Source organism: Pseudomonas sp. NPDC087626 (assembly GCF_044743405.1).
In the GTDB taxonomy this organism is placed as follows: Bacteria; Pseudomonadota; Gammaproteobacteria; order Pseudomonadales; family Pseudomonadaceae; genus Aquipseudomonas.
This window is the reverse complement of the sequence record NZ_JBIUWJ010000004.1, coordinates 172,430-194,104: the sequence shown is the minus strand read 5'-3', so window position 1 is coordinate 194,104 and position 21,675 is coordinate 172,430. Positions and strand designations below refer to the sequence as shown.

Here is a 21,675-nt window from a genome sequence, read left to right as displayed (position 1 = left end):
TGATCAGCGTCCCAGTGCGCCATGCAGGCGTTGGCGCCAGGCGCTGTCGCTCATGATCGAGGCGTTGTCCCACATGCCCGACGCTTGCGGACCGTAGGCGTAGCTCGGCTCGAACATTTGCCACACCAGCACCTGCGGCGGGTTTTTCTTGAAGTCGGCTGATTCCAGGTATTCCAGGAGCATGGTCCAGTGGCCGATGTTGCCCGGCTTCCAGTTCACCGACACCGGGCGGTCGAGGGCATTCGACAGTTTCTGCGGGAAGCCGAAGTATGGCTGCACCATGCTGTGCCCGGTGACATGCACCGGTGCCGGTGCGGCATCCAGCAGGCCGCCGGTGGTGTCCTGGCGGCGCACGACAAAGGTTTCGCGGCCGGTGGCCTTGCGTTGCTCTTCGGTCAGGAAGCGCTCGGCGAGGTCGCCATAGCGACGCTCCTTGAACTCGCTGCCCAGGGCCATGCCGGTGCCGGGATTGCCCTTGAGGTTCGGCACGTCGCGCTTGATCTGCTCGGCAGTGGCCACGGCGGTGGCGTCGGCGGCGGGCTGGGTCCAGTGCTGGTCGGTGCGGTAGAACACGTCCTTGCCCGAGTTCTTCAGTTGGCTCAGTACGGCGGCGTCGTCGAACGTCGAGATACCGGCCTGCTTGAGCTTGCCGAGAATCGTCTGGTAGCGCTGTTTGACTTGCGGGCTCAGGGCTTTGTCGGCCGGTAGCTTGTCTTGATAGAACAGGGTCTTGTCCGGCAGCAGCAGGACCTGCAGTTTCACGCCACGGGCGGCCAGGGCCTGGCGCGCGTCATTGATCAGCGCGGTGTTGGCGTCGATGGCCTTGTTGTCGACCACGGTCAGGCTGCCCCAGCCCGGAAACAGCCAGCCATCGCTGCCGCGAATCACCAGCGCGGAGTCTTCGGCGTGCGCGCCGGCCATCGACAGAGCCAGCGTCATGCCGAGCAGGGGGGCGCCCAGGCGTTTGAGTGGTTGGGTGACCAGGCGTGCAAGTGACATGGCAAAGGTCCTTATGACTAGGGGGCTCAATAGGAAAAAATCAGGTTCATGAACAGCCCTTTGGCCCGTTCCGTAGCACCACCGCCAATTGGGTAGCGGTACTGCATGGACCAGCTCAGGGAGGAGCGTGGAGCGTTGTAGTGGTCTTCGCGGAACCAGTAGCGAACCGCGACGCCGGGGCCGACCCCCATGGACCACGAGGTGGCGTCATTGGTCAGTGACCAGTCCTGGCTGACGTTGCTCAGGTCGATTTGATCGTTTTTACCGAAGTCCAGGCCGGTGGCCTGGTCTTTCTGCCAGATCCAGTCCACGGCCCCGACGATGTGCGGGAACACCACCACGTTGGGCCCCAGTTGGTCGAAGCGCAGGCTGCGACCGACCCGCAGCTCACTGCTGGCGAACACTTGCTGGCGCTTGAGCTGGCCATCGGTCTTGGCCAGTTGCCGGGTACGGCTGCCCTGGTTGTCCACGTCATAGGCGGTGAAGGTCGCGTCGTTGTCTTCCCAGGAATACCCCAGCTGTGCGTAGCCATCCATGGTGAACCAGTTGGATTCATTGGTGCGCAGCTCAGTGCCTTTGTAGAACCCGTAGGTGATGTACGAGAGCCAGCCGCCAGCATCGCTGTCCAGTTGATAGCGGGTGAGCATGCCGTTGATTGCCGGACTGTTGGTGGCGTTGGCTTCCTGGATCGCGTTCTGGATCGCGCATTGGTCGCCGCGCTTGGACGGGTAGACGGTGCCTTCCCGGGTCGCCGAGCCGAGGAAAAACCGGCGCTCCAGGCCAAAGGTGAAACCGGTATCGGCCAGCATGTAGCGCACCCCCAGTGAGCCGATGGTGCTCGGGAAGCCGGAGGTGGTACTTGAACCGTTGGTGCGGTCATTGCTGTCGCGGTTGTCGAGGGTAGTCCTGCCACTGCAGGGGTCGACGAACTGGCTGGACTCGAACTCGCTGCCTTCGTCATACAGGGTGTTGGTCAGCCGCCCGTAGACCTCGAGAATACCGTTCTGGTCATTGAACTGGGTGGGTCGCCAGTACAGCTCGGAGGTGCTGAACAGCGAATCACCTGCGGTACTCAAGCCGGCACCGCTGCTGTTGGTGGTGGGTTGTGCCCCGCGATAGCCGAGCGACACGGTCGCGCCCCATTCACGATCCAGTCCGGCAATGGCGCCACGGGTGTTGTAGCGCTGTTGGTCATCCAGTTCGAGTTGGTTGGCGTCGGCCATGTCGATGGCTTTCTTGAGTTTCTTCACGGCTCCCGGGTTGTCGCCCATGGCCGACTGGGCATAGGCCTCGTTGAGGATCACCGTCGGCGGCGCCTTGCCGGTGGCCCGTGCGGCGCTGAAGTCCTGGAGCGCGAGGTCCGGCTGGCGATTGCGCTGGCGCACGTAGCCGCGCTGCATGAACAGGTCGGCGTCGTTTGGCGAAGCGGCGAGGGCGCGGGTCAGGCGCTGCTCGGCCTCGGCGGCCTGGGCCGCGTTGCCCGAGGCCAGGGACGTGGTCAACAGGCGCTGATAGTCGGGGTTGTCTGGTGCTTGTTCCACGGCCAGGCGCGATTGCTTGATTGCTTCCTGATAGTCCTGCCGGCCATAGGCGGCGTAGGCTTCGGTGGCAGGGCCAGCCGGACCGGTGACCTGGTCGGAGGGCAACAATTCGCACTGGGTGCCATAGGGTGTGTCATGGCACGACTGGGCAGGCGCGGGGTAGAGCGTGGTGGTCAGCTTGGCCGCTGGCTTGTTGTCCTCGGCGAGGATTTCCCGGCGCTTGAGGGCGGCCTCGTCGCTGGCGTCCATCGGCCCGAGCAGTTGTTCGGCGCGGGCCGTGTCACCGGAAGCCAGCGCGCCGTCGATTGCGATCAGGCGCACGTTGCGGCGTTGATCGTCGTCCAGCCAGTCCTGGGCCATGGCCTCGTCGAAGTCGCCACGGGCTGAGTCTTTCTTGCCCTGGAGCTGGCGCAGGTAGGCACGCATCACCAGCATCACGGTGTTTTCGTCGTTCTGTTCCAGGGCCTCAGTGGCCGCCTGCTCGGCGGCGGCGGGCTGTTTATCCTGGAGCAGCGCGGTGACCAGCAACAGGCGCTGGCTGGTGAGGTCCGGCGCGAGGTTCACGGCCTCGCGGGCCAGCCTGGCCGCTTCGGCAGGCTGGTTGGTGATCAGTGCCTGGTAGGCCAGTTGGGTCGGCCGTACGGCCATGCGCCGCTGCAACATGGTGCGGCGGGCCTCGATGTCGCTTTTGTTCGGCGGGTTCAGGGCAATCACCTGGTCGGCGGCGCTCACCGCCTCAGACCATTTCTCCTGGGCCTCCAGCGCGTCGAGCCAGAGCAGGGCCCACGTGCCCTGGCTGGGGTCGGCGCGAAAGGCTTGCTCGCCATCCCGGGCGGCGGCGGGCATGTCGCCGGCGTTGTAGGCGGCATACCCTTTGGTTGCCAGCGGGAAGCCACGCTGATAGGCCGCCGACGGTCCGCGGCCGGTGGCGGCGGCTGTCTTGGGTTGCAGGTTTTTCACGGTGGCGCGCAACGCCGGATCGTCAACGCCGCGTTTGATCGCCGCCTGCGCGGCCTGGCGTGCCTGAGTGATGCGTCCGAGCTTTTGCAGGGTATAGACCTGCAACAGGTTCAGGCGCACCACATCGGGCCGCAGTTTCAGCGCGGCATTCACCTGCTCCAGCGCATCGCGGTAACGGCCGGCCTGGTAACTCTTGTACGCCAGGTCCGCCTGTTGCCAGGCTTCGCCCTCCAGGGGCGCCTCATAGGCGGCGGCCGACACCGGCAGCGGCAGGAGCGTCGAGCTGCAGAGCAAGGCCGCGGTGAGCAGAAGTAAACGCGAAGTAGGGATCATGGCGTCTCTGAGGAGCGTTGTTCAGTGGGACCGGCAGCAACTGGCTGGCCCGTGTCGTTCTGGAAGGAGATCGCTTCGCTCAGGGTGGCCTGGTCGAGGTAGCCGTGCTCGAGCAGGATCTGCCCCAGGGGCTTGTGTTCGGCGGCCTGGGCTTGCAGTGCCTTGTTCAGGGACTCCTGGTCGATCGCCCGCCAGGACATCAACAGATCCCCCAGGCGCAGGCGTTGCTGGACCAGTTGGTCGGAGGACGGGAAGTCATGCATGGTCTTGTCCCAGACCAACTGCTTGCCGAGGAACAGATGGCCCAGGTACAAGCGCCAGGCCCGCGCGGCGGCCATGGCATTGATGAAGTTGCCGATGATCATCCGCGGTGCCGACAACAGCGCGTGTTCCCAGCCATACAGGCGACCGACGAAGTAGCCGCGCTGGAGTACTCGCAGGCTCAACAGGATGCCGTTGGCCCACATCAACTGCATCAGCCCGCTGTGGGGGCTGAACACCGATGGGTAGTAGGTCGTCCACCAGTCCATCGAGGTCATCACCATGAACAGCAGGTGCTGGGCGAGCAGGATGTAGGCAACAATCGCCACGAAGGAAGTCACCAGGCCTTTGCGGTCGCGATATAGCAGGTACTTGGTCGCCAGCGAACCTTCCCAGCCAACCTGGCTCCAGCCCTGCAGGCCGATCCCCAGGGTCCAGCGGGCCTTCTGCCGATAGGCGGTGCGGAAGGTATCGGGGAAGTATTCACGTACGCCGAGCGGCATATGAATCGCGACCATCTTCGCTTTACCGTGGCCGAACCACTTGGCGCGTCTGGCGATGTAGTCGACCGGGAATTTACCGAAGATCTGCTTCATGCCGCGCCGTGCCAGGCGCGCACCGATGTCGTAGTCCTCGGTGAGGGTGGCGGTGTTGAACGGCTGGTTGTTGGTCTCCGCCGAGAGTTCGAGCAGGGCCTTGCGCGAGAAACAGGTGCCGACGCCTGCTGACGGGACCATTTTCGACATGCTTTCACGCACCACCAGGTCCTTGGTGTGCCACTCGGCGAATTCATCCATGTAGGTACCGGCCACCAGTTCATACCAATCCCGTTCCAGGGACGTGACTGGCAGCTGGATGAAGTCGATGCGCGGCAGCAGGTAGTTGAAGTAGTGCAACTCCAGGTGGTGCAGCACGTCTTCGCTGTCATGCAGGACGACCCCGGCAAACGGCTCGGGCTGGCGCAGGTCCTGGGCGAAGATCGCCTGGATGATCCAGTTCAGGCAGTCGGCCTTGCAGGTCGGGCCATCGTGGGGGACTTCGACGCGGATCAACTGCTTGTAGCGCCGACGCATGCGTTCCACTTCTTCAATGGTGCGTGCGTCGTTGCAGTAGGTGCCGACGAAGATGGAGTAATTCTTGTACTCCAGCGACCCGACCATGTTCTCGAGCATCGGCGCGATCACGTCGTACTCGAGCCAGGCCGGGATCATGATCGCCAGCGGTTGCTCGCGCTTGGAGCGCAGTTGTTCGGCCGTCAGCGCCTTGTAGCGGCGCTTGACCATCAGCGAACGGTACGCCTGGCGAACCCAGTACCAGCCATCGATGAACAGGTCATCGAGGCTGGAGAGCATGATCAGCACGCCCACGATGACCGTCACGATCTCCAGGATGTGGTAGTAGTCCGCAAGCAGATACGGCAGGTAGAGCGAGGACATGAGCTGTTCCCGTGGTCGTTACAAGCCTTGTTTCTTTTTGTGGCGACGCGCCAGAACACCCAGTACCAGCAAACCGAGCAGGGCCGCAGCAAACAGCGGCAGGGCCCACGCCAGGTACTTGCGCCACTCATGGAACGGCGATTCGCCAAGGCCCATCGACTGGACCAGCCCAGGCTCGGAGGTATCGACCCACGTCAGCGGACCGTCCACACCCAGCACTACGGCGTTGCCCTGGTTGAACACGAACGGTGCCCCCGGGGTCAGCACCTGGTCGCCCAAGGCATACCAGACCACCCCGTGCTGGCTGTTCGAGTCGACCACCGACGCCGCGCTCAGCGGTTGCGGACCGGTCAGGTCAAGCAGGCGCTTGTCGTCACCGCCGGCACGCAAACGCTGCAGGTCTTTGACATCGATCAGCGGCTTGGCCCCTTCCAGCGGCACATCCAGTGACAGGAATGGCTTGCTTGGCTTGAACGGCTGGCTGCTGTCGGCCAGGGTCAGTTCGGCATTGACCGGTGATATCGATGCGGCGCTGGCCAGGCGAATGATCTGGCGCAGGTTGGCCGCCGGGGTATCCAGGGCGGTCTTCGGCACGATTACCTGGGCATTGCCTGCCAGCAATGGCAGCAGGCCGACGAAGGTGCCGTCCGGCTCGGCATCGGAGGAACGCAGGTAGCTGCTCGGCAACACGTTGACCGGATACCCCTGGGGAATTTCGGCGCAGTTTGGCGAGACCGGCTGGCGCTGGAAGCGCACCTGCAGGTTGTTGGTCACCCCCAGGGCATAGCCCGGGACACGGGCGGTCAGGCGCTCGGGTTTGCCGTCGGCCTTCAGTTGCTTGGCACTGAGCAGGACCCCGTTCCACAGCACCGAAGCCACCGGCAGGGTGATCGACGCCCCTGGTGCGGCGGCCACATCCAGAATCAGCTCGCCGGGCATCCGGCCCTGGACGGCCACCGCGCTCAGCGGGAATACGGCGTTCCACTCGCCACGGGTCACCACATCAAACGCGGTGGTCGAGCCACCGAGTGTGCCGACACGCAGTTCACGGTCGCTGTTGTCCCCGGTTTCACCGGCTTGGTGAATGGTTGCCTCGGAGGAGACGAGCACGTTGCGCCAATGTGAGTCGAACACTCCGGCGGCCTTGGCCCCGGCGTCGGCGGCCACGCTGATCACGGCTTGATGGCCGAGGCTGGTCAGTTGAATCTGCTGGCTGCCGGGGACTTTCTGGGCGGCGCTGGCATGCCGGCTACGCCATTCTCCCAGGGCCTTGACCGCGTCTTCATCGTTTTGCAATTGATCGCGCAGGGCATCCAGCGCGGTGTTGATCTGGCCGACCAGCGCGGCGTCGGCGATTGCCAGGTCAGCCCGGGTCGCGGGTGCGTCGAGCACCAGCAAGGCGCCGAGTTCGGCGGCGTTGGCCAGGGTGTGGCGGTCTTTGCCCGTCAGCGCAGAGAACGGCGCGACCGTGCTCAAGGCGCCGGGAATGTTCAGTTGGTCGATAGCGACCACGTCGCCCACGGCCGGGAAGGCTTTGACCTGGGCCCGCTTGGCGTTGCGTTCCAGGGCCACGCCCAGGCGCCAGGTGCTGTCGAAACTGGCTTGCTCCAGCTTGCCGGCGGCGATCAGGATCACCGGTTTGCCCGGCAGCGTGCTCCAGGCATCGGCCAGGGTATTCAGGCCACGCATCGAATAGCGATAGGTCAGCGCAGTGTCGGGTGACAGGGTCAGCACATTGCTGCTCTGGCGGGTGGGCTCGCACAGGCGTTGGCCGCTGGGCGAGCTCCAGTCGATGGTGAAATCGACAAAACCGGACTCATGACGCCGGGCTTCGACTGGCAGCAGCCTAGCCAGGTCCCCTGCGCGTTCGGTCACGCTCTGGGTATGCAACGGGCGACCGTCGACCGACAGGCGCAGGGCCGCGGGAGCTTCTTCGCCCTTGATGAAGTTGCCCTGGATGTTGATCGAGGCCGCATCCAGCGCAACGCCTTTGGGCACTGGCAGGTAGAACGACTGGTGGTTGTCGCTTTCCTGCAGCACCACCGGGTTGGTGATGCCCATGTCGGCCAGCGAAACGCTGCGCTGCACCCAGTCGTCCTGGGCCAGTGTGCGCAACGCATCGCTGCCGGGCGATGCCATGGCGAACAGCGGCGCGGCGAAAGGTGCGACGAGTACGACCTGCTTGAGGAGGGTGAGGCACAGCTGGCGATTCGTAGGAGTATTCATGCGTGGTTATCGGCCGCATCTGAAAGGTGAAAGTTCACGACTGCCCTGCGCATTCACGTCCTCGGTAGGTGGCGTGAGTGCCGGGCAAGCGAATTACACGGGCTCAGTGACGGTGCTCAGCTTGGACGCAAGCTGGAATACAGACCTGACAAACGGGCCGGCATGAGCTCGAACAATAACTGGCAGTGCAGGAGGGGCAAATGGCCATTGGTTGTCCCTGTGGCAGCTTTGGATCCATCCCCGCATTGGCAACCACACTGTGGCGTGCCGTAACGTATTGTGTCAATATTTTGGTGTAATTTTTATTATTTTGCGCGCCTTTGGTTTGGCGCGCCGTAATTTTGACTATTCAGTTTAGCCGATGGTCGGGCGGATTGCCGGGATGGGTGGATCAAACTCACTGAATTGGCGGCCGGTGAGTGCCGAAATGATCCGTGTTGTGGCGTGTCCGTCACCGTAGGGATTGACGCTGTGAGCCACCCGTTGATAGTGCTCGGCGTCGTCGAGGAAGGTCTGCACGGCGCTGACAATGCGCTCCTTGCGAGTCCCGACCAGTGTCACCGTTCCGGCACTCACCGCTTCCGGGCGCTCGGTGGTGTCGCGCATCACCAGCACCGGTTTGCCGAGGTGCGGGGCCTCTTCCTGAACACCGCCCGAATCGGTGAGGATCAGGTAGGCACGGCGCATGAACCAGACGAAATCCAGGTAATCCAGCGGCTCGATAAGGTGGATGTTGGGCAGGCCGGAAAGGGTCGACATCACGACGTCGCGCACCTGTGGGTTCAAGTGCACCGGGTAGACGATCTGCACATCCTCACGCTTGGCCAGCTCCGCCAGGGCCGAGCAGATCTGGATGAAACCAGCGCCGAAATTCTCGCGGCGGTGACCGGTCACCAACACCAGGCGTTGTGCCGGGTCGACCCAGGCATAACGCGCGGCCAGGCTGGCCTCCATGTCCGGGTTGTGGTCGAGTTTGCGCAGCGTCAGCTCCAGGGCATCGATCACCGTGTTGCCGGTGACATAGATACGGCCTTCGAGGTTTTCCTTGAGCAGGTTGTCGCGCGAGGTCACGGTCGGTGCGAACAGCCATTTGCCCATGACGTCGACCACGCGCCGGTTCATTTCCTCGGGAAACGGCTGGGTCAGGTCGCCGGTGCGCAAGCCAGCCTCGACATGCCCGATCGGGATGCGCCGGTGGAACGCGGCCAGGCTGCAGGCGGTTGCCGTGGAGGTATCGCCGTGCACCAGCACACAGTCGGGCTTGACCTCTTCGAGCAGGGCATCGACCCGGGTCATCAAGCGCGCGAACAGGCCATTGAGGGTTTGTCCTGGGAGCATCACGTCCAGGTCGTGGTGGGTCTTGATATCAAATAACTGCAGCACCTGATCGAGCATGTGCCGGTGTTGGCCGGTGGTGCAGACAATGCTCTCGATGCCTTCGGTACCGGCCAGGCTATGGACCAATGGGGCCATCTTGATGCCTTCGGGGCGGGTGCCGAACAACGACAGGACTCTCATGTTTTCTCTATCTCCATACAGGGAATGACCCCCGGCATGCCGTCCCTTGGGGTACGCCATGGTCAGGGTCGAAGCAAACGACGCCTGTTGCTGCGCTTGACTGCTACTTCCGTGAGCTGCGCAGCCCTTCTTATGTTGGTGGTCGCCGGACGGTTTTTGTTCCGCAGGCAGCATGAAAGGTTTTTTTGGGCGGGCACGGTGAGTCGGTTCGAGGTCTGATCGGCCAGCGCGGTCGAGTGTATGTCCTGTGCTGGCCTGGAACCGCTCGACAAATATATTTCCAAATGTAACAAGTCTAAATGCTTAATGCTTTGTGCATGATTTTGCTCTTCGAAGGTATTGAAAATCTCCTTCAGTAATATTTTATGATAATGAAATTATCACCCAGTATTTTTTCCTTTTAATTCTCGAAACATCCGCGCCCAATCTTCTTTGCCGTTGTTTTAATGTGGGTATTGACGGCGTGAACTTTTTTCTTTGACGCCAACTTTTTGCTGGTTAGTATCCTTGTAAGCGAACCGTTTTCAGTGTGCTGGGAAGTTCTATCACGACGGTTTTTGCTTACTTCTTGCAGCTTTTCAAAGGCGTGCTGGATACGTTTTACGAAAGGATGCGATTCCCGATGACGGGCAAAAGACAGGGAGCGTCTACGGTGATCAACCCCCTCCGCAAGCGCTGGTTCCTCCGCTTGATGCCCTTGCAGCATGGCGCTGCAACTCCCCTGTGCAAGTCCAACTTCCCACGTGCTGGCCAGGTTAAACACCTGGCACCCAGTGAGCGCTCCGGTGTGGGTTGAGTACTACTTCTGGATTAAAACTTTTACATAACTTTCGCTTATACGAATGCTCAGCCTCTGCTTAAGAAGCTGCGCACGCGTTCGAGTCGATTTTGTTATGGGATTCGACTAGCTGAAATAAAAAACAGGTGTGCGATGAAGAATATTGTAATTGTCGACAAGGCGACGGGGGCGGCGACCGAACAAACGTTCGGTAATGTCGCCCTGAACGGAACCAGTATTGTAAAAGTGCCCATTAGCCCGAGCAGCGTCCAGTCGATGCAGCAGTCGGGCAAGAATCTGGTCATCACCCTGAAGTCCGGTGGCACGGTCACGGTCCATAACTTCTTTGTGGTCGGCAGCGATGGCGAACCCAACCAATTGGTCCTGGAGGACAACGACGGAACCCTGTTCCTGGGGAGCTACTCCTCGCCGTATTCCGGTTTTACCTTTGGCGAAATCGGCACCCTTGAAGACCTGATGGCCGCTACGGCGGCGGGCAGCACCACGCCAGACTGGCTGGCGTGGGGGTTGAGCCTGCTGGGTGTCGGCGGTGCCGCAGCAATATTCTTTGGTGGACATGGGGGCAGCGGTGGCGGTGGCGGTGACGCCGACTCGACGCCTCCAGACGCCCCTACTGGCCTGGCCTTCGACACCACCGGCGCGGTACTCAGTGGTCGCGGCGAACCGGGTTCGACGGTGACAGTCAAGGACGCCAGTGGCCGCGTTATCGGCACGGGCACGGTCGGCGCTGATGGCAACTTCCAGGTCAACCTGGACACCCCGCAAACCAATGGTGAAACAGTCGAGGTCAGCCTCACTGACGCTTCGGGTAACGTCTCTGCTCCCGGCACCATCACCGCGGGCGACACCACGGCCCCCGCCGCACCGAGCGATCTGGCCGTCAGTGCTGATGGCAGTACCGTCAGCGGCAAGGGTGAACCCAACACCACGGTCACCATCAAGGATGCCAATGGCAATGTGATTGGCACCGGCACCGTCGGCGCCGATGGCAACTTCGTCGTCACCCTGACCCCAGCGCAAACCAACGGCGAAACCCTGACGGCCACCTTGACCGATGCGGCGGGCAACGTCTCGCCACCGGCCAGCGTCGACGCCAGCGACACCAGCGCTCCGGCGGCCGCGACTGATCTTGCGGTCAGCACCGACGGCAACACCGTCAGCGGCAAAGGCGAACCCAACACCATCGTCACCATCAAGGATGCCGACGGCAACGTGATCGGCACCGGTACAGTCGGCGCCGACGGCACCTTCGTGGTTACGCTCGACACCCCGAAAAACCACGGTGAAACCCTCACCACGACGCTGACCGATGCCGCCGGCAACGTGTCCGCGCCAGCGGACGTCATCGCCCACACCGTCGTCGTCGAAGAGCGGGACATCACAGCTCCCGATGCCCCGACCGACCTGGCTGTCATGGCCGATGGCACCACCGTCACCGGTAAAGGTGAACCCAACACCAGCGTCACCATCAAGGATGCCGATGGCAACATCATTGGTACCGGAACAGTCGGTACCGATGGCAATTTCGAAGTTGTGCTGACTACGCCACAAACCAACGGCGAAACCCTGACCGCAACACTCACTGATGGCGCAGGCAACGTCTCGGCCCCGGCGACTGTCGTCGCGGACGACTCCACCGCCCCTGCACCACCGACCGACCTGGTGGTGAGCGCCGATGGCACCACCGTCACCGGTAAAGGCGAGCCAGAAACCACGGTCACCCTCAAGGATGCCGATGGCAACGTCATCGGCACCGGCTCCGTTGGCACCGACGGCACCTTCGAAGTCGTGCTCACCACCCCACAAGTCAACGGCGAAACCATCGCGGTAACGCTGACCGACGCTGCAGAAAACGAATCAGGCCCGACCCAAGTAACTGCTCCGGACATCGATGAGACGGATGCGGATGCCGACGCCGACGCTGACGCCGATGCGGACGCTGATGCGGATGCGGATGCGGATGCGGATGCCGACGCCGATGCCGATGCGGATGCCGACGCGGATGCGGACGCCGATGCCGATGCTGACGCCGACGCCGATGCCGACGCCGATGCTGATGCCGACGCCGACGCCGACGCCGACGCGGATGCTGACGCGGACGCGGATGCGGATGCTGATGCTGATGCTGATGCTGATGCGGACGCCGATGCCGACGCGGATGCCGATGCCGATGCTGACGCCGATGCGGATGCGGATGCTGATGCGGATGCGGATGCTGATGCGGATGCTGATGCTGATGCGGACGCCGACGCCGACGCCGATGCCGATGCCGATGCCGATGCCGATGCCGACGCAGATGCCGATGCGGATGCCGATGCCGATGCGGATGCGGATGCCGATGCCGACGCGGATGCCGATGCCGATGCGGATGCGGATGCGGATGCGGATGCGGATGCTGATGCTGACGCCGATGCCGATGCCGATGCCGATGCCGATGCCGATGCCGATGCCGATGCGGATGCCGATGCCGACGCGGACGCGGACGCCGACGCCGATGCCGATGCCGATGCCGATGCGGATGCGGATGCGGACGCCGATGCCGATGCTGACGCGGATGCCGATGCCGATGCCGATGCCGACGCGGATGCCGACGCCGATGCTGACGCGGATGCGGATGCGGATGCTGACGCCGACGCCGACGCCGACGCCGACGCCGACGCGGATGCTGACGCCGATGCCGACGCGGATGCCGATGCCGATGCGGATGCGGATGCGGATGCGGATGCTGATGCTGACGCCGATGCCGATGCCGATGCCGATGCCGATGCCGATGCCGATGCCGACGCGGACGCGGATGCTGACGCGGATGCGGATGCGGATGCTGACGCTGATGCCGATGCCGATGCCGATGCCGATGCCGATGCCGATGCCGATGCTGATGCGGACGCCGATGCCGACGCCGATGCTGATGCCGACGCCGACGCCGACGCCGATGCGGATGCGGATGCGGATGCTGATGCCGACGCCGACGCCGACGCCGACGCCGATGCTGACGCGGATGCCGATGCCGATGCCGATGCCGACGCTGATGCGGATGCCGACGCGGATGCGGATGCTGACGCGGATGCCGATGCCGATGCCGATGCCGATGCGGATGCGGATGCGGATGCGGATGCTGACGCGGATGCCGATGCCGATGCGGATGCGGATGCCGACGCTGATGCCGATGCCGATGCCGATGCGGATGCCGACGCTGATGCGGATGCGGATGCGGATGCGGATGCGGATGCTGATGCCGATGCGGATGCCGATGCCGATGCCGATGCCGACGCTGATGCTGATGCCGATGCCGATGCCGATGCCGATGCCGATGCGGATGCGGATGCGGATGCTGACGCGGATGCCGATGCCGACGCCGACGCCGACGCCGATGCGGATGCGGATGCCGACGCCGATGCTGACGCGGATGCCGATGCCGATGCCGACGCGGATGCGGATGCTGACGCCGATGCCGATGCGGATGCGGATGCCGATGCGGATGCGGATGCCGATGCCGATGCCGACGCGGATGCCGATGCGGATGCCGACGCCGACGCCGATGCTGACGCGGATGCCGATGCCGATGCTGACGCGGATGCTGATGCCGACGCCGATGCGGATGCGGATGCCGATGCCGATGCCGACGCCGACGCCGACGCCGATGCTGACGCGGATGCGGATGCGGATGCGGATGCCGATGCCGATGCCGACGCCGACGCCGATGCTGACGCGGATGCCGATGCCGATGCCGATGCCGATGCCGACGCCGATGCGGACGCCGATGCGGACGCCGACGCCGATGCTGACGCGGACGCGGACGCGGATGCTGATGCTGATGCTGATGCTGATGCTGATGCCGACGCGGATGCCGATGCTGATGCTGATGCTGATGCTGATGCTGATGCCGATGCCGATGCCGATGCCGATGCCGACGCGGATGCGGATGCCGACGCCGATGCTGACGCGGATGCCGACGCGGATGCGGATGCGGATGCGGATGCTGATGCTGATGCTGATGCGGACGCCGATGCCGACGCCGATGCGGATGCGGATGCGGATGCCGACGCCGATGCTGACGCGGATGCCGATGCCGATGCCGATGCCGACGCGGATGCTGACGCCGATGCCGATGCCGATGCCGATGCTGACGCGGATGCGGATGCCGATGCCGATGCGGATGCGGATGCCGATGCTGACGCCGACGCCGACGCCGACGCCGATGCCGATGCCGATGCCGACGCCGACGCCGACGCCGATGCCGATGCCGATGCCGATGCTGATGCCGACGCCGATGCCGATGCCGATGCCGATGCTGACGCCGATGCTGATGCTGATGCTGATGCTGATGCTGATGCTGATGCCGACGCCGACGCCGACGCCGATGCTGACGCCGATGCCGATGCCGATGCCGATGCCGATGCCGATGCTGATGCTGATGCTGATGCTGATGCTGATGCTGATGCTGATGCGGACGCCGATGCGGATGCGGATGCTGACGCGGATGCCGATGCCGATGCCGATGCCGATGCCGATGCCGATGCGGATGCCGATGCTGACGCCGACGCCGACGCCGACGCCGACGCGGATGCCGACGCCGACGCCGACGCTGATGCCGATGCCGATGCCGATGCCGATGCCGATGCCGATGCCGATGCCGATGCCGACGCGGACGCCGACGCCGATGCTGATGCCGACGCTGATGCCGATGCCGATGCCGACGCCGATGCGGATGCGGATGCTGATGCCGATGCCGATGCTGATGCTGATGCTGATGCTGATGCTGATGCGGATGCGGATGCGGATGCGGATGCGGATGCGGATGCCGACGCGGATGCTGACGCCGACGCCGACGCCGATGCGGATGCTGACGCCGATGCCGATGCCGACGCTGATGCGGATGCGGATGCGGATGCCGATGCCGATGCCGATGCTGACGCCGATGCTGACGCGGACGCGGATGCGGATGCGGATGCGGATGCTGATGCCGACGCCGACGCCGACGCCGACGCCGATGCCGATGCCGACGCGGATGCCGATGCCGATGCGGATGCTGATGCTGACGCCGATGCCGATGCCGATGCCGATGCCGATGCCGATGCCGATGCTGACGCGGATGCGGATGCTGATGCCGACGCCGATGCGGATGCTGATGCTGATGCTGATGCTGATGCTGATGCTGATGCTGATGCGGATGCGGATGCGGATGCGGATGCGGATGCTGATGCCGACGCCGACGCCGATGCCGATGCCGATGCCGATGCCGATGCCGATGCCGATGCGGATGCTGACGCCGATGCCGACGCGGATGCCGATGCCGATGCCGATGCCGATGCCGATGCCGATGCGGATGCTGACGCCGATGCGGATGCGGATGCGGATGCGGATGCCGATGCGGATGCCGATGCTGACGCCGACGCCGACGCCGACGCCGACGCCGATGCCGATGCCGATGCTGACGCGGATGCGGATGCCGATGCCGATGCCGATGCCGACGCTGATGCCGACGCCGACGCCGATGCTGATGCTGATGCTGATGCTGATGCTGATGCTGATGCTGATGCTGATGCGGATGCCGATGCTGATGCTGATGCTGATGCGGATGCGGATGCGGATGCCGATGCCGATGCCGATGCCGATGCCGACGCGGATGCGGATGCGGATGCGGACGCCGACGCTGATGCCGACGCCGACCTGGAAGCCTTCGACGACCTGGCAACCGCTGAATTGACCGTAACTCCGGTTACGACCAACACTTCTCTCAACAACATGAACGTGTTCACGTTGCTCGATGTGCTGGGTATTCAGTTAGGTGTGCCGACGCTGTCGCAGACGTTCTCCGTGTCGGACGAAAGCACCGGTACCTTGAATCTGTCCTTCGGTGCGGGTGACCTGGTCTCCGTGTTGGGTAGCGGGTTCACGGCCAAGCTTGAGGTCAGTGATGGTGCTGGCGGCTGGACGACGGTGGAACAGGGCAGCGTAGGCGGTGGCTTGCTCGATCTGCTGGGGCTGTTCGGTTCCAGTAACAGCGCGAAAGTCGAAGGCCTGGCGGCAGGCGAGTATCGCTTCACGCTCACCATGGACCCTGCGGTCGTGGCAGTAGGTGCAAACGTTACGGCAACACTGAGTGTCGATAACGTCAGCCTGGTGGACTTCGATGTCACGGGCGGTGAAGTCAGCGGGAACGTCATCATCGATGACGGCTTTGCAGGCGTGCCGGACTCTCCAGGTACCGCAGCGGATGCGACGGTCGACGAAGTCAACGGTGTGGTTATCAATCCAGTGGGCAGTACCGTGGTTCACGGGCTGTACGGTGATCTGACGATCTTTGCCAATGGTGATTACAGCTACACGCCATCGGGCGATGCGGCGAACATCGGCAAGGTAGATGCCTTCGTCTATCAACTGGCGACAGCGGCTGGCGGGACGGCTTCGGCCACCCTGTACGTGCGCATCGACAGCACCGACTCGACGGTTACCTGGAGTCCTGCCGATCCGTCGGCACCGGGTGTCGTGGCGCTGGTTGCCACCGATGACATCGGTACTGCGCAGATTGATCTGGTCAATCCAGTCGATAGCGCCGAGTTGACGGCCCTGATTTACTCGCCTCCGCTGGCCGTCGGTTCCAGGACTGTCGCCGGTGAGGCTTTCACGGTCGAAGCCGATACGACGGTACAACTGCAAGTCAGCCGTAGCTTCGTCGGAGTTGGCGTACTGCCTACGACCACGATTGTCCTGCAGAAGTGGGACGGTTCAACGTGGAAACCGGTGGTGCCGGCACAGAGCACTGTCGATGCGACCCATACCTTCACTGTGAGTGAGGCAGGTGAGTATCGAGTGACGTCAACGACCGGGGCTTTGGTCTCGCTTGGAACGGTGACGGTTGCACAGACGCTGCTCACCACCCACCTGACGGAGTTCGTCACGGGGGCTGCGACCGCCGCAACGGGCAATGTCCTGCTGATCAGCGATCACTCCGTGCCAGACAGTATTCCGTCGACGTTGACGGTACTGAGTGTGTTGATCAACGGGGTCTACGTCATTCCGGGTCAAACCGGAGCGGTGGTGCAAGGGCAATTCGGCACGCTGACGTTGCACGCAGACGGTGACTACAGCTACACGCCGACCCCGGGTCTGGCGCTGGCTGATGTCGGCAAAGTGGACAGCTTCACCTACAAACTCACCACTCCAGGTGGCCAGGAGGACACCGCCACGCTGTACGTACGCCTTGACTCGCCGGATCTTGATCTGGTCTGGGACGATGCCAACCCGGGCAATCCTGCAACCGAAGCCCCAGGCTTCGCCGCAGCTGCGTTCGAGCAGGAACCGTCATCGGCCACGATCACCGAAGGTGCCGACGGTGCTGACCATATCGCGATCCATGACACCGAGTTTGCAGCGGTGGATGGCGGGGACGGCTTCGACACCCTGGTCTGGGACGGTGGCGATGCGACGATTAACTTGAGCTTGCTGGTCGGTAAAGTCAGCGATATCGAGAGCATCGACCTGAACGACTTCAGTGCGGTCGACCTGACCGTGAGCCTGGAAGACCTGCTGGCAGTGACGGCGCCCGAGACGGATAGATTGTTTATCCAGGGCGACGAGCAAGACAGCGTCCACCTGACGGGCAACTGGTCGGTGGGATCCACTCAACTGGAGAACGGGCAGGAGTACGTGGTGTACACCAGCCAGGAAGATGAAACCCATCAACTCTGGGTGCAAAGCGGGGTCAACGTGGTTTAACCACGTTGCTGGCGGGGGAGCGTCGGGCCGCAGGGCCTGGCGTTCTCCTTTGATCCTCCATCAATCAACAGTAACGATCCAGGCGGCGCGTTCTTGCGCCGCCCTGGCGTTACACCACGAATTCGAGTGAGCCGTGCAGGTCGCTGAAATTGAGTCGGCAGCAGGGCAAATAAGCGTCTATCTTTTTCATCACAAGCTGATGTGGAGCATTACTTGAGACCTAAGGATCGGTTCGAGTTCCTGTTTGTGGCGTTGTTGGCAGTCGCCGTACAGCCATTGACGATAGAGCGGGCCGTAGCGCTGACACGCGACTACGAACCCGAAAGTATCAACACCATCAGCCCCAAAGATGTGGGCAAGAATTTACCGGGTGATTCGTTCGGTGCCAGCCAGCCGGCTGCCCCCAGTCATGCAGTCCCCGACAACCTCGAAATGCCGCGCGCCATTCAACTGGCCGTCGCCTGGCATCCCGCGATCGCCGAGTCGATCGGCCAGCTGTACCAGCAACACGACAATGTCACCGTGGCCCGTGCCGGTTATTACCCGCAGATTCGTGGCGGGTTCAATTCCGGGTACGACAGCGGCCTGACCGGCAACGGCCAAAGCCAGGCCTTCACCTTGTCGGCTTCGCAGATGTTGTATGACTTCGGCAAGGTAGACAGTGCAGTGGACAGTGCCGTGGCCCGGGTGAATGGCAAGCAGGCTTCGGTGTTGCTGGCCATCGACCAGGTGGCACGCGATACCGCGTTTTCGGTGATCGAGCTGCAGCGCTACCAGGCGTTGCTCAACATCTCCCGCGCGCAGGTCAAGGGCCTGACGGCCATTGCCGACCTGGCGCAAAAGCGCAGCGACATGGGCGCCAGCACCCGCTCCGACCTGATCCAGGCGCGCTCGCGGGTCGAGGCTGCCGTTGCCACGCAGTTGCAATACACCGCGCTGTACAACCGCTGGCGCAGCAGCCTGGGCAGTTTGCTCGGCGCGCGCACGCCGGTCAGTGTTGCCGCTGAGGTACCGAGCACGCTGCGCCAGTCCTGCCAAGGCATCAATGCCGACGAGGTGCTGACGCCTTCGTTGTTGATCGCCCAGGCGCAGCAAGTCGATGCCCAGGCGCAGATCGCCCAGGCCCGGGCCGAAGCGATGCCGACGGTGTCGCTGGACCCGTCGGCCACCCAGTACCTGGACAGCAATGATGAAGATGGCAGCGTGGGCGGGCGCGACCGCACGCGCTACGGAATCTTCCTCAACGTCGAGATGCCGCTGTACCAGGGCGGCGCGATCAATGCCCGCAAATCGGCAGCGGCCCAAGCGTTGCGGGCGGCCGAGGCGGCCAACGACGCTGCGCGCCTGGCGGTACGCCAGGGTTTGCTTGAGGCGCGGGATCAGACCTCCAGCCTCGAACAGCGCCTGACCACCCTGGATTTCCGTGAACGCAGCATTTCTGAAACCCGCGATTTGTATCGCCAGCAATACCTTGAGTTGGGCACGCGGCCATTGCTCGATCTGTTGAACGCCGAGCAGGAAATCCACCAGGCTGCCATGGATCGGGCCAACACCGCCGCGGATCTGCACCGTCTGGAAATCGATTGCCTGTACAACAGCAGCGCCTTGCGCACGGCGTTCAATCTGGACAGTGGCACCATCCAAGGTGTGGAGATTCGACCATGAACGACGCCGTGAACCTGGATACCCAGGGCGCCACCGAACCGCAGACCCTGGAGGCGGCCAGCGCGCTCGATTACGAAGATTGGCTGGAAGCGATCCTCGCGGTCGCCCGGCACAATCGCCTGGATTGCTCGGCGCAGAATGTGCGCATTGCCGCCCAGTGGAGCAAGGGCACCGGGGTCGACGAGGTGCTGCGGCAGATGGCACGCCAGGCCGGGCTGAGCCTGAAGGTCGTGGATTTCAGCCCGGCGCTGTTGGTCCAGCGGCGCCTGCCCCTGGTGCTGCAGTTCGACGATGGGCAAATCGGTGTGCTGCAGACCCTCAGCGACGACGATGAACTGGGTATTGTCTACAGCGGTGACCAAGGCCTGCAAAGCCGCATCAGCCGTGCCGAGCTGCTGGTGTCGGCGCGCAAGGCGCTGATTCTGCGACCGGTGCAGGCGGCGCGGGACTCGCGGGTCGACGACTACATCAAGCCCTACGAGAAAAGCTGGTTCAGGAACATCGTCCTGCGCGACATGCGCCCCTACGGCCATGTCATGTTGGCATCGCTGGCGGCGAACATCCTCGGCCTGGCCGGGGTGCTGTTTTCCATGCAGGTGTACGACCGGGTGATTCCCGCCGAGTCGATGCCGACCCTGTACGTGTTGTTCGGCGGAGTGATGCTGGCGCTGTTTTTCGATTTTGTCCTGCGGGTAATGCGTGTGCGCATCACCGACTTGCTCGGCAAGCGTGCCGACATGCGCGTCTCCGACCTGGTCTTCGGCCATGCGATTCGCCTGCGTAACAGCGCCCGGCCAAAATCCACCGGTTCGTTCATTTCCCAGTTACGCGAGCTTGAGCAACTGCGTGAACTGATCACCTCCAGCACTGCCAGCGCCTTGGCCGACCTGCCGTTTTTCCTGATGTTCGTGGTGATCTACTGGTTTATTGCCGGGCCGCTGGTGGCCGTGCCACTGGGCGCGGTGCTGTTCCTGATCATCCCGGGGCTGTTGTCGCAACGCAAACTGGCGAGGCTGGCCAACCAGTCGATGCGCGAGAGTTCGCTGCGCAGCGCCATGCTGGTGGAGACCGTGCAAGGCCTGGACGACATCAAGATGCTGCAGGCCGAACAGCGTTTCCAGCAGCAGTGGAACCACTACAACGCGACCGCCGCCGAGGCCAGCCTGCGTTCGCGCACGCTCACCAGTGGCCTGGTGACCTGGACCCAGAGCGTGCAGGGCGGCGTGTTTGCCGTGGTGGTGGTGTTCGGTGCGCCGATGGTGATGGCGGGCGACATGACCACCGGTAGCCTGGTGGCCGCGTCGATCCTGGCCTCGCGCATGATGGCGCCGATGTCGCAGATCACCCTGGTGCTGACCCGCTGGCAACAGGCCAAAGTGGCCCTGCAGGGCTTGCACCGGATCATGCAGATGCCGGTCGACCAGGCCGAAGGCAGCAAGCGTGTGCACTTGCCGCTGGTGCGCGGCGACTATGAGTTCAAGCAGGCCGAGTTCAAGTACGCCGAAGATGCACCGATGCCGGCCCTCACGGTCAAGCACTTGAAGATTGCCCCGGGTGAGCGCATCGCGGTGCTCGGGCGCAACGGCGCAGGCAAGTCGACGCTGCTGCAGGCCATGGCCGGGATGATCGACCTCAGTTCAGGTTCGCTGACCCTGGATGGCGTCGGCCTGAGCCATATCGACCCGGCCGATGTGCGCCGCGATGTTGGCCTGCTGACCCAGAACTCACGGCTGTTCCACGGCACCCTGCGGGAAAACCTGATGCTGGGAGCGGCACACGCCAGCGACCAGGACCTGCTCGAAGCGCTGGCGCTGACCGGTGCACTGGAGTTCATCAGCAAGTTCGCACTGGGCATGGACCACATGATTCTGGAAGGTGGCCTCGGCCTGTCCGGTGGCCAGCGCCAGGCGCTGCTGCTGTCGCGGTTGATCATTCGCCAGCCGCAGATTGTGCTGCTGGACGAACCCACTGCGGCCCTCGACGACGCCAGTGAACGCAAGCTGATCCAGAGCCTGGGCCAGTGGGGCGCGCAGCGCACGCTGATCATCGCCACGCACCGCATGAGTGTGTTGAGCCTGGTGGATCGGATCATCGTCGTCGACAACGGCGCGGTGATCATCGATGACACCAAGGACAACGCCATTGCCCGTCTTTCCAAACCTCGGAACCCGGCGCAGTGAGCCGGCTGCTCCCAGCCACTGACTGCGCAAAAGGATAG

8 protein-coding genes and 1 pseudogene are annotated in these 21,675 nt (G+C 63.3%); 3 read left to right on the top strand and 6 right to left on the bottom strand.

Annotated features, from left to right (window positions below):
- Positions 1–3 precede the first annotated feature (3 nt).
- From ACIOVD_RS05560 to ACIOVD_RS05535, 6 genes and pseudogenes are all read right to left on the bottom strand, one after another.
- A complete protein-coding gene (locus ACIOVD_RS05560) occupies positions 4–999 on the bottom strand; it encodes a twin-arginine translocation pathway signal (RefSeq protein ID WP_401126541.1) in 996 nt (331 codons plus the stop codon).
- 26 nt (positions 1,000–1,025) lie between these two features.
- A complete protein-coding gene (locus tag ACIOVD_RS05555; protein ID WP_401126539.1) occupies positions 1,026–3,833 on the bottom strand; it encodes a hypothetical protein in 2,808 nt (935 codons plus the stop codon).
- Positions 3,834–3,886: 53 nt separating this feature from the next.
- Positions 3,887–5,530: pseudogene (locus ACIOVD_RS05550) on the bottom strand (glycosyl transferase family protein); the annotation flags it as partial.
- Positions 5,531–5,548: 18 nt separating this feature from the next.
- Positions 5,549–7,756 (bottom strand): hypothetical protein, encoded by a 2,208-nt coding sequence (locus ACIOVD_RS05545; RefSeq protein ID WP_401126537.1) that lies wholly within the window; start codon positions 7,754–7,756, stop codon positions 5,549–5,551.
- A gap of 354 nt (positions 7,757–8,110) precedes the next feature.
- A complete protein-coding gene (wecB, locus tag ACIOVD_RS05540; RefSeq protein WP_401126535.1) occupies positions 8,111–9,274 on the bottom strand; it encodes a non-hydrolyzing UDP-N-acetylglucosamine 2-epimerase in 1,164 nt (387 codons plus the stop codon).
- Between the two features lie 400 nt (positions 9,275–9,674).
- Positions 9,675–9,980: a hypothetical protein gene (locus ACIOVD_RS05535; RefSeq protein WP_401126533.1), complete on the bottom strand. Its 306-nt coding sequence runs from the start codon at positions 9,978–9,980 to the stop codon at positions 9,675–9,677.
- Between the two features lie 225 nt (positions 9,981–10,205).
- On the opposite strand from ACIOVD_RS05535, the gene ACIOVD_RS05530 reads away from it, so the two are divergent.
- The 3 genes from ACIOVD_RS05530 to ACIOVD_RS05520 all read left to right on the top strand — a co-directional run bounded on the left by ACIOVD_RS05530 (position 10,206) and on the right by ACIOVD_RS05520 (position 21,637).
- Entirely contained in the window at positions 10,206–17,792 is a 7,587-nt protein-coding gene (locus tag ACIOVD_RS05530) for a BapA/Bap/LapF family large adhesin (protein ID WP_401126531.1), read from the top strand.
- Positions 17,793–18,038: 246 nt separating this feature from the next.
- The gene (locus tag ACIOVD_RS05525; protein WP_401126580.1) at positions 18,039–19,457 is read left to right on the top strand and encodes a TolC family outer membrane protein; all 1,419 of its coding nucleotides are present in this window, start codon (positions 18,039–18,041) and stop codon (positions 19,455–19,457) included.
- Positions 19,454–21,637 carry a type I secretion system permease/ATPase gene (locus tag ACIOVD_RS05520; protein ID WP_320333388.1) on the top strand — a complete coding sequence of 728 codons (2,184 nt, stop codon included), beginning with the start codon at positions 19,454–19,456 and terminating at the stop codon, positions 21,635–21,637. The genes ACIOVD_RS05525 and ACIOVD_RS05520 overlap by 4 nt, the downstream gene beginning before the upstream one ends.
- Positions 21,638–21,675 lie beyond the last annotated feature (38 nt).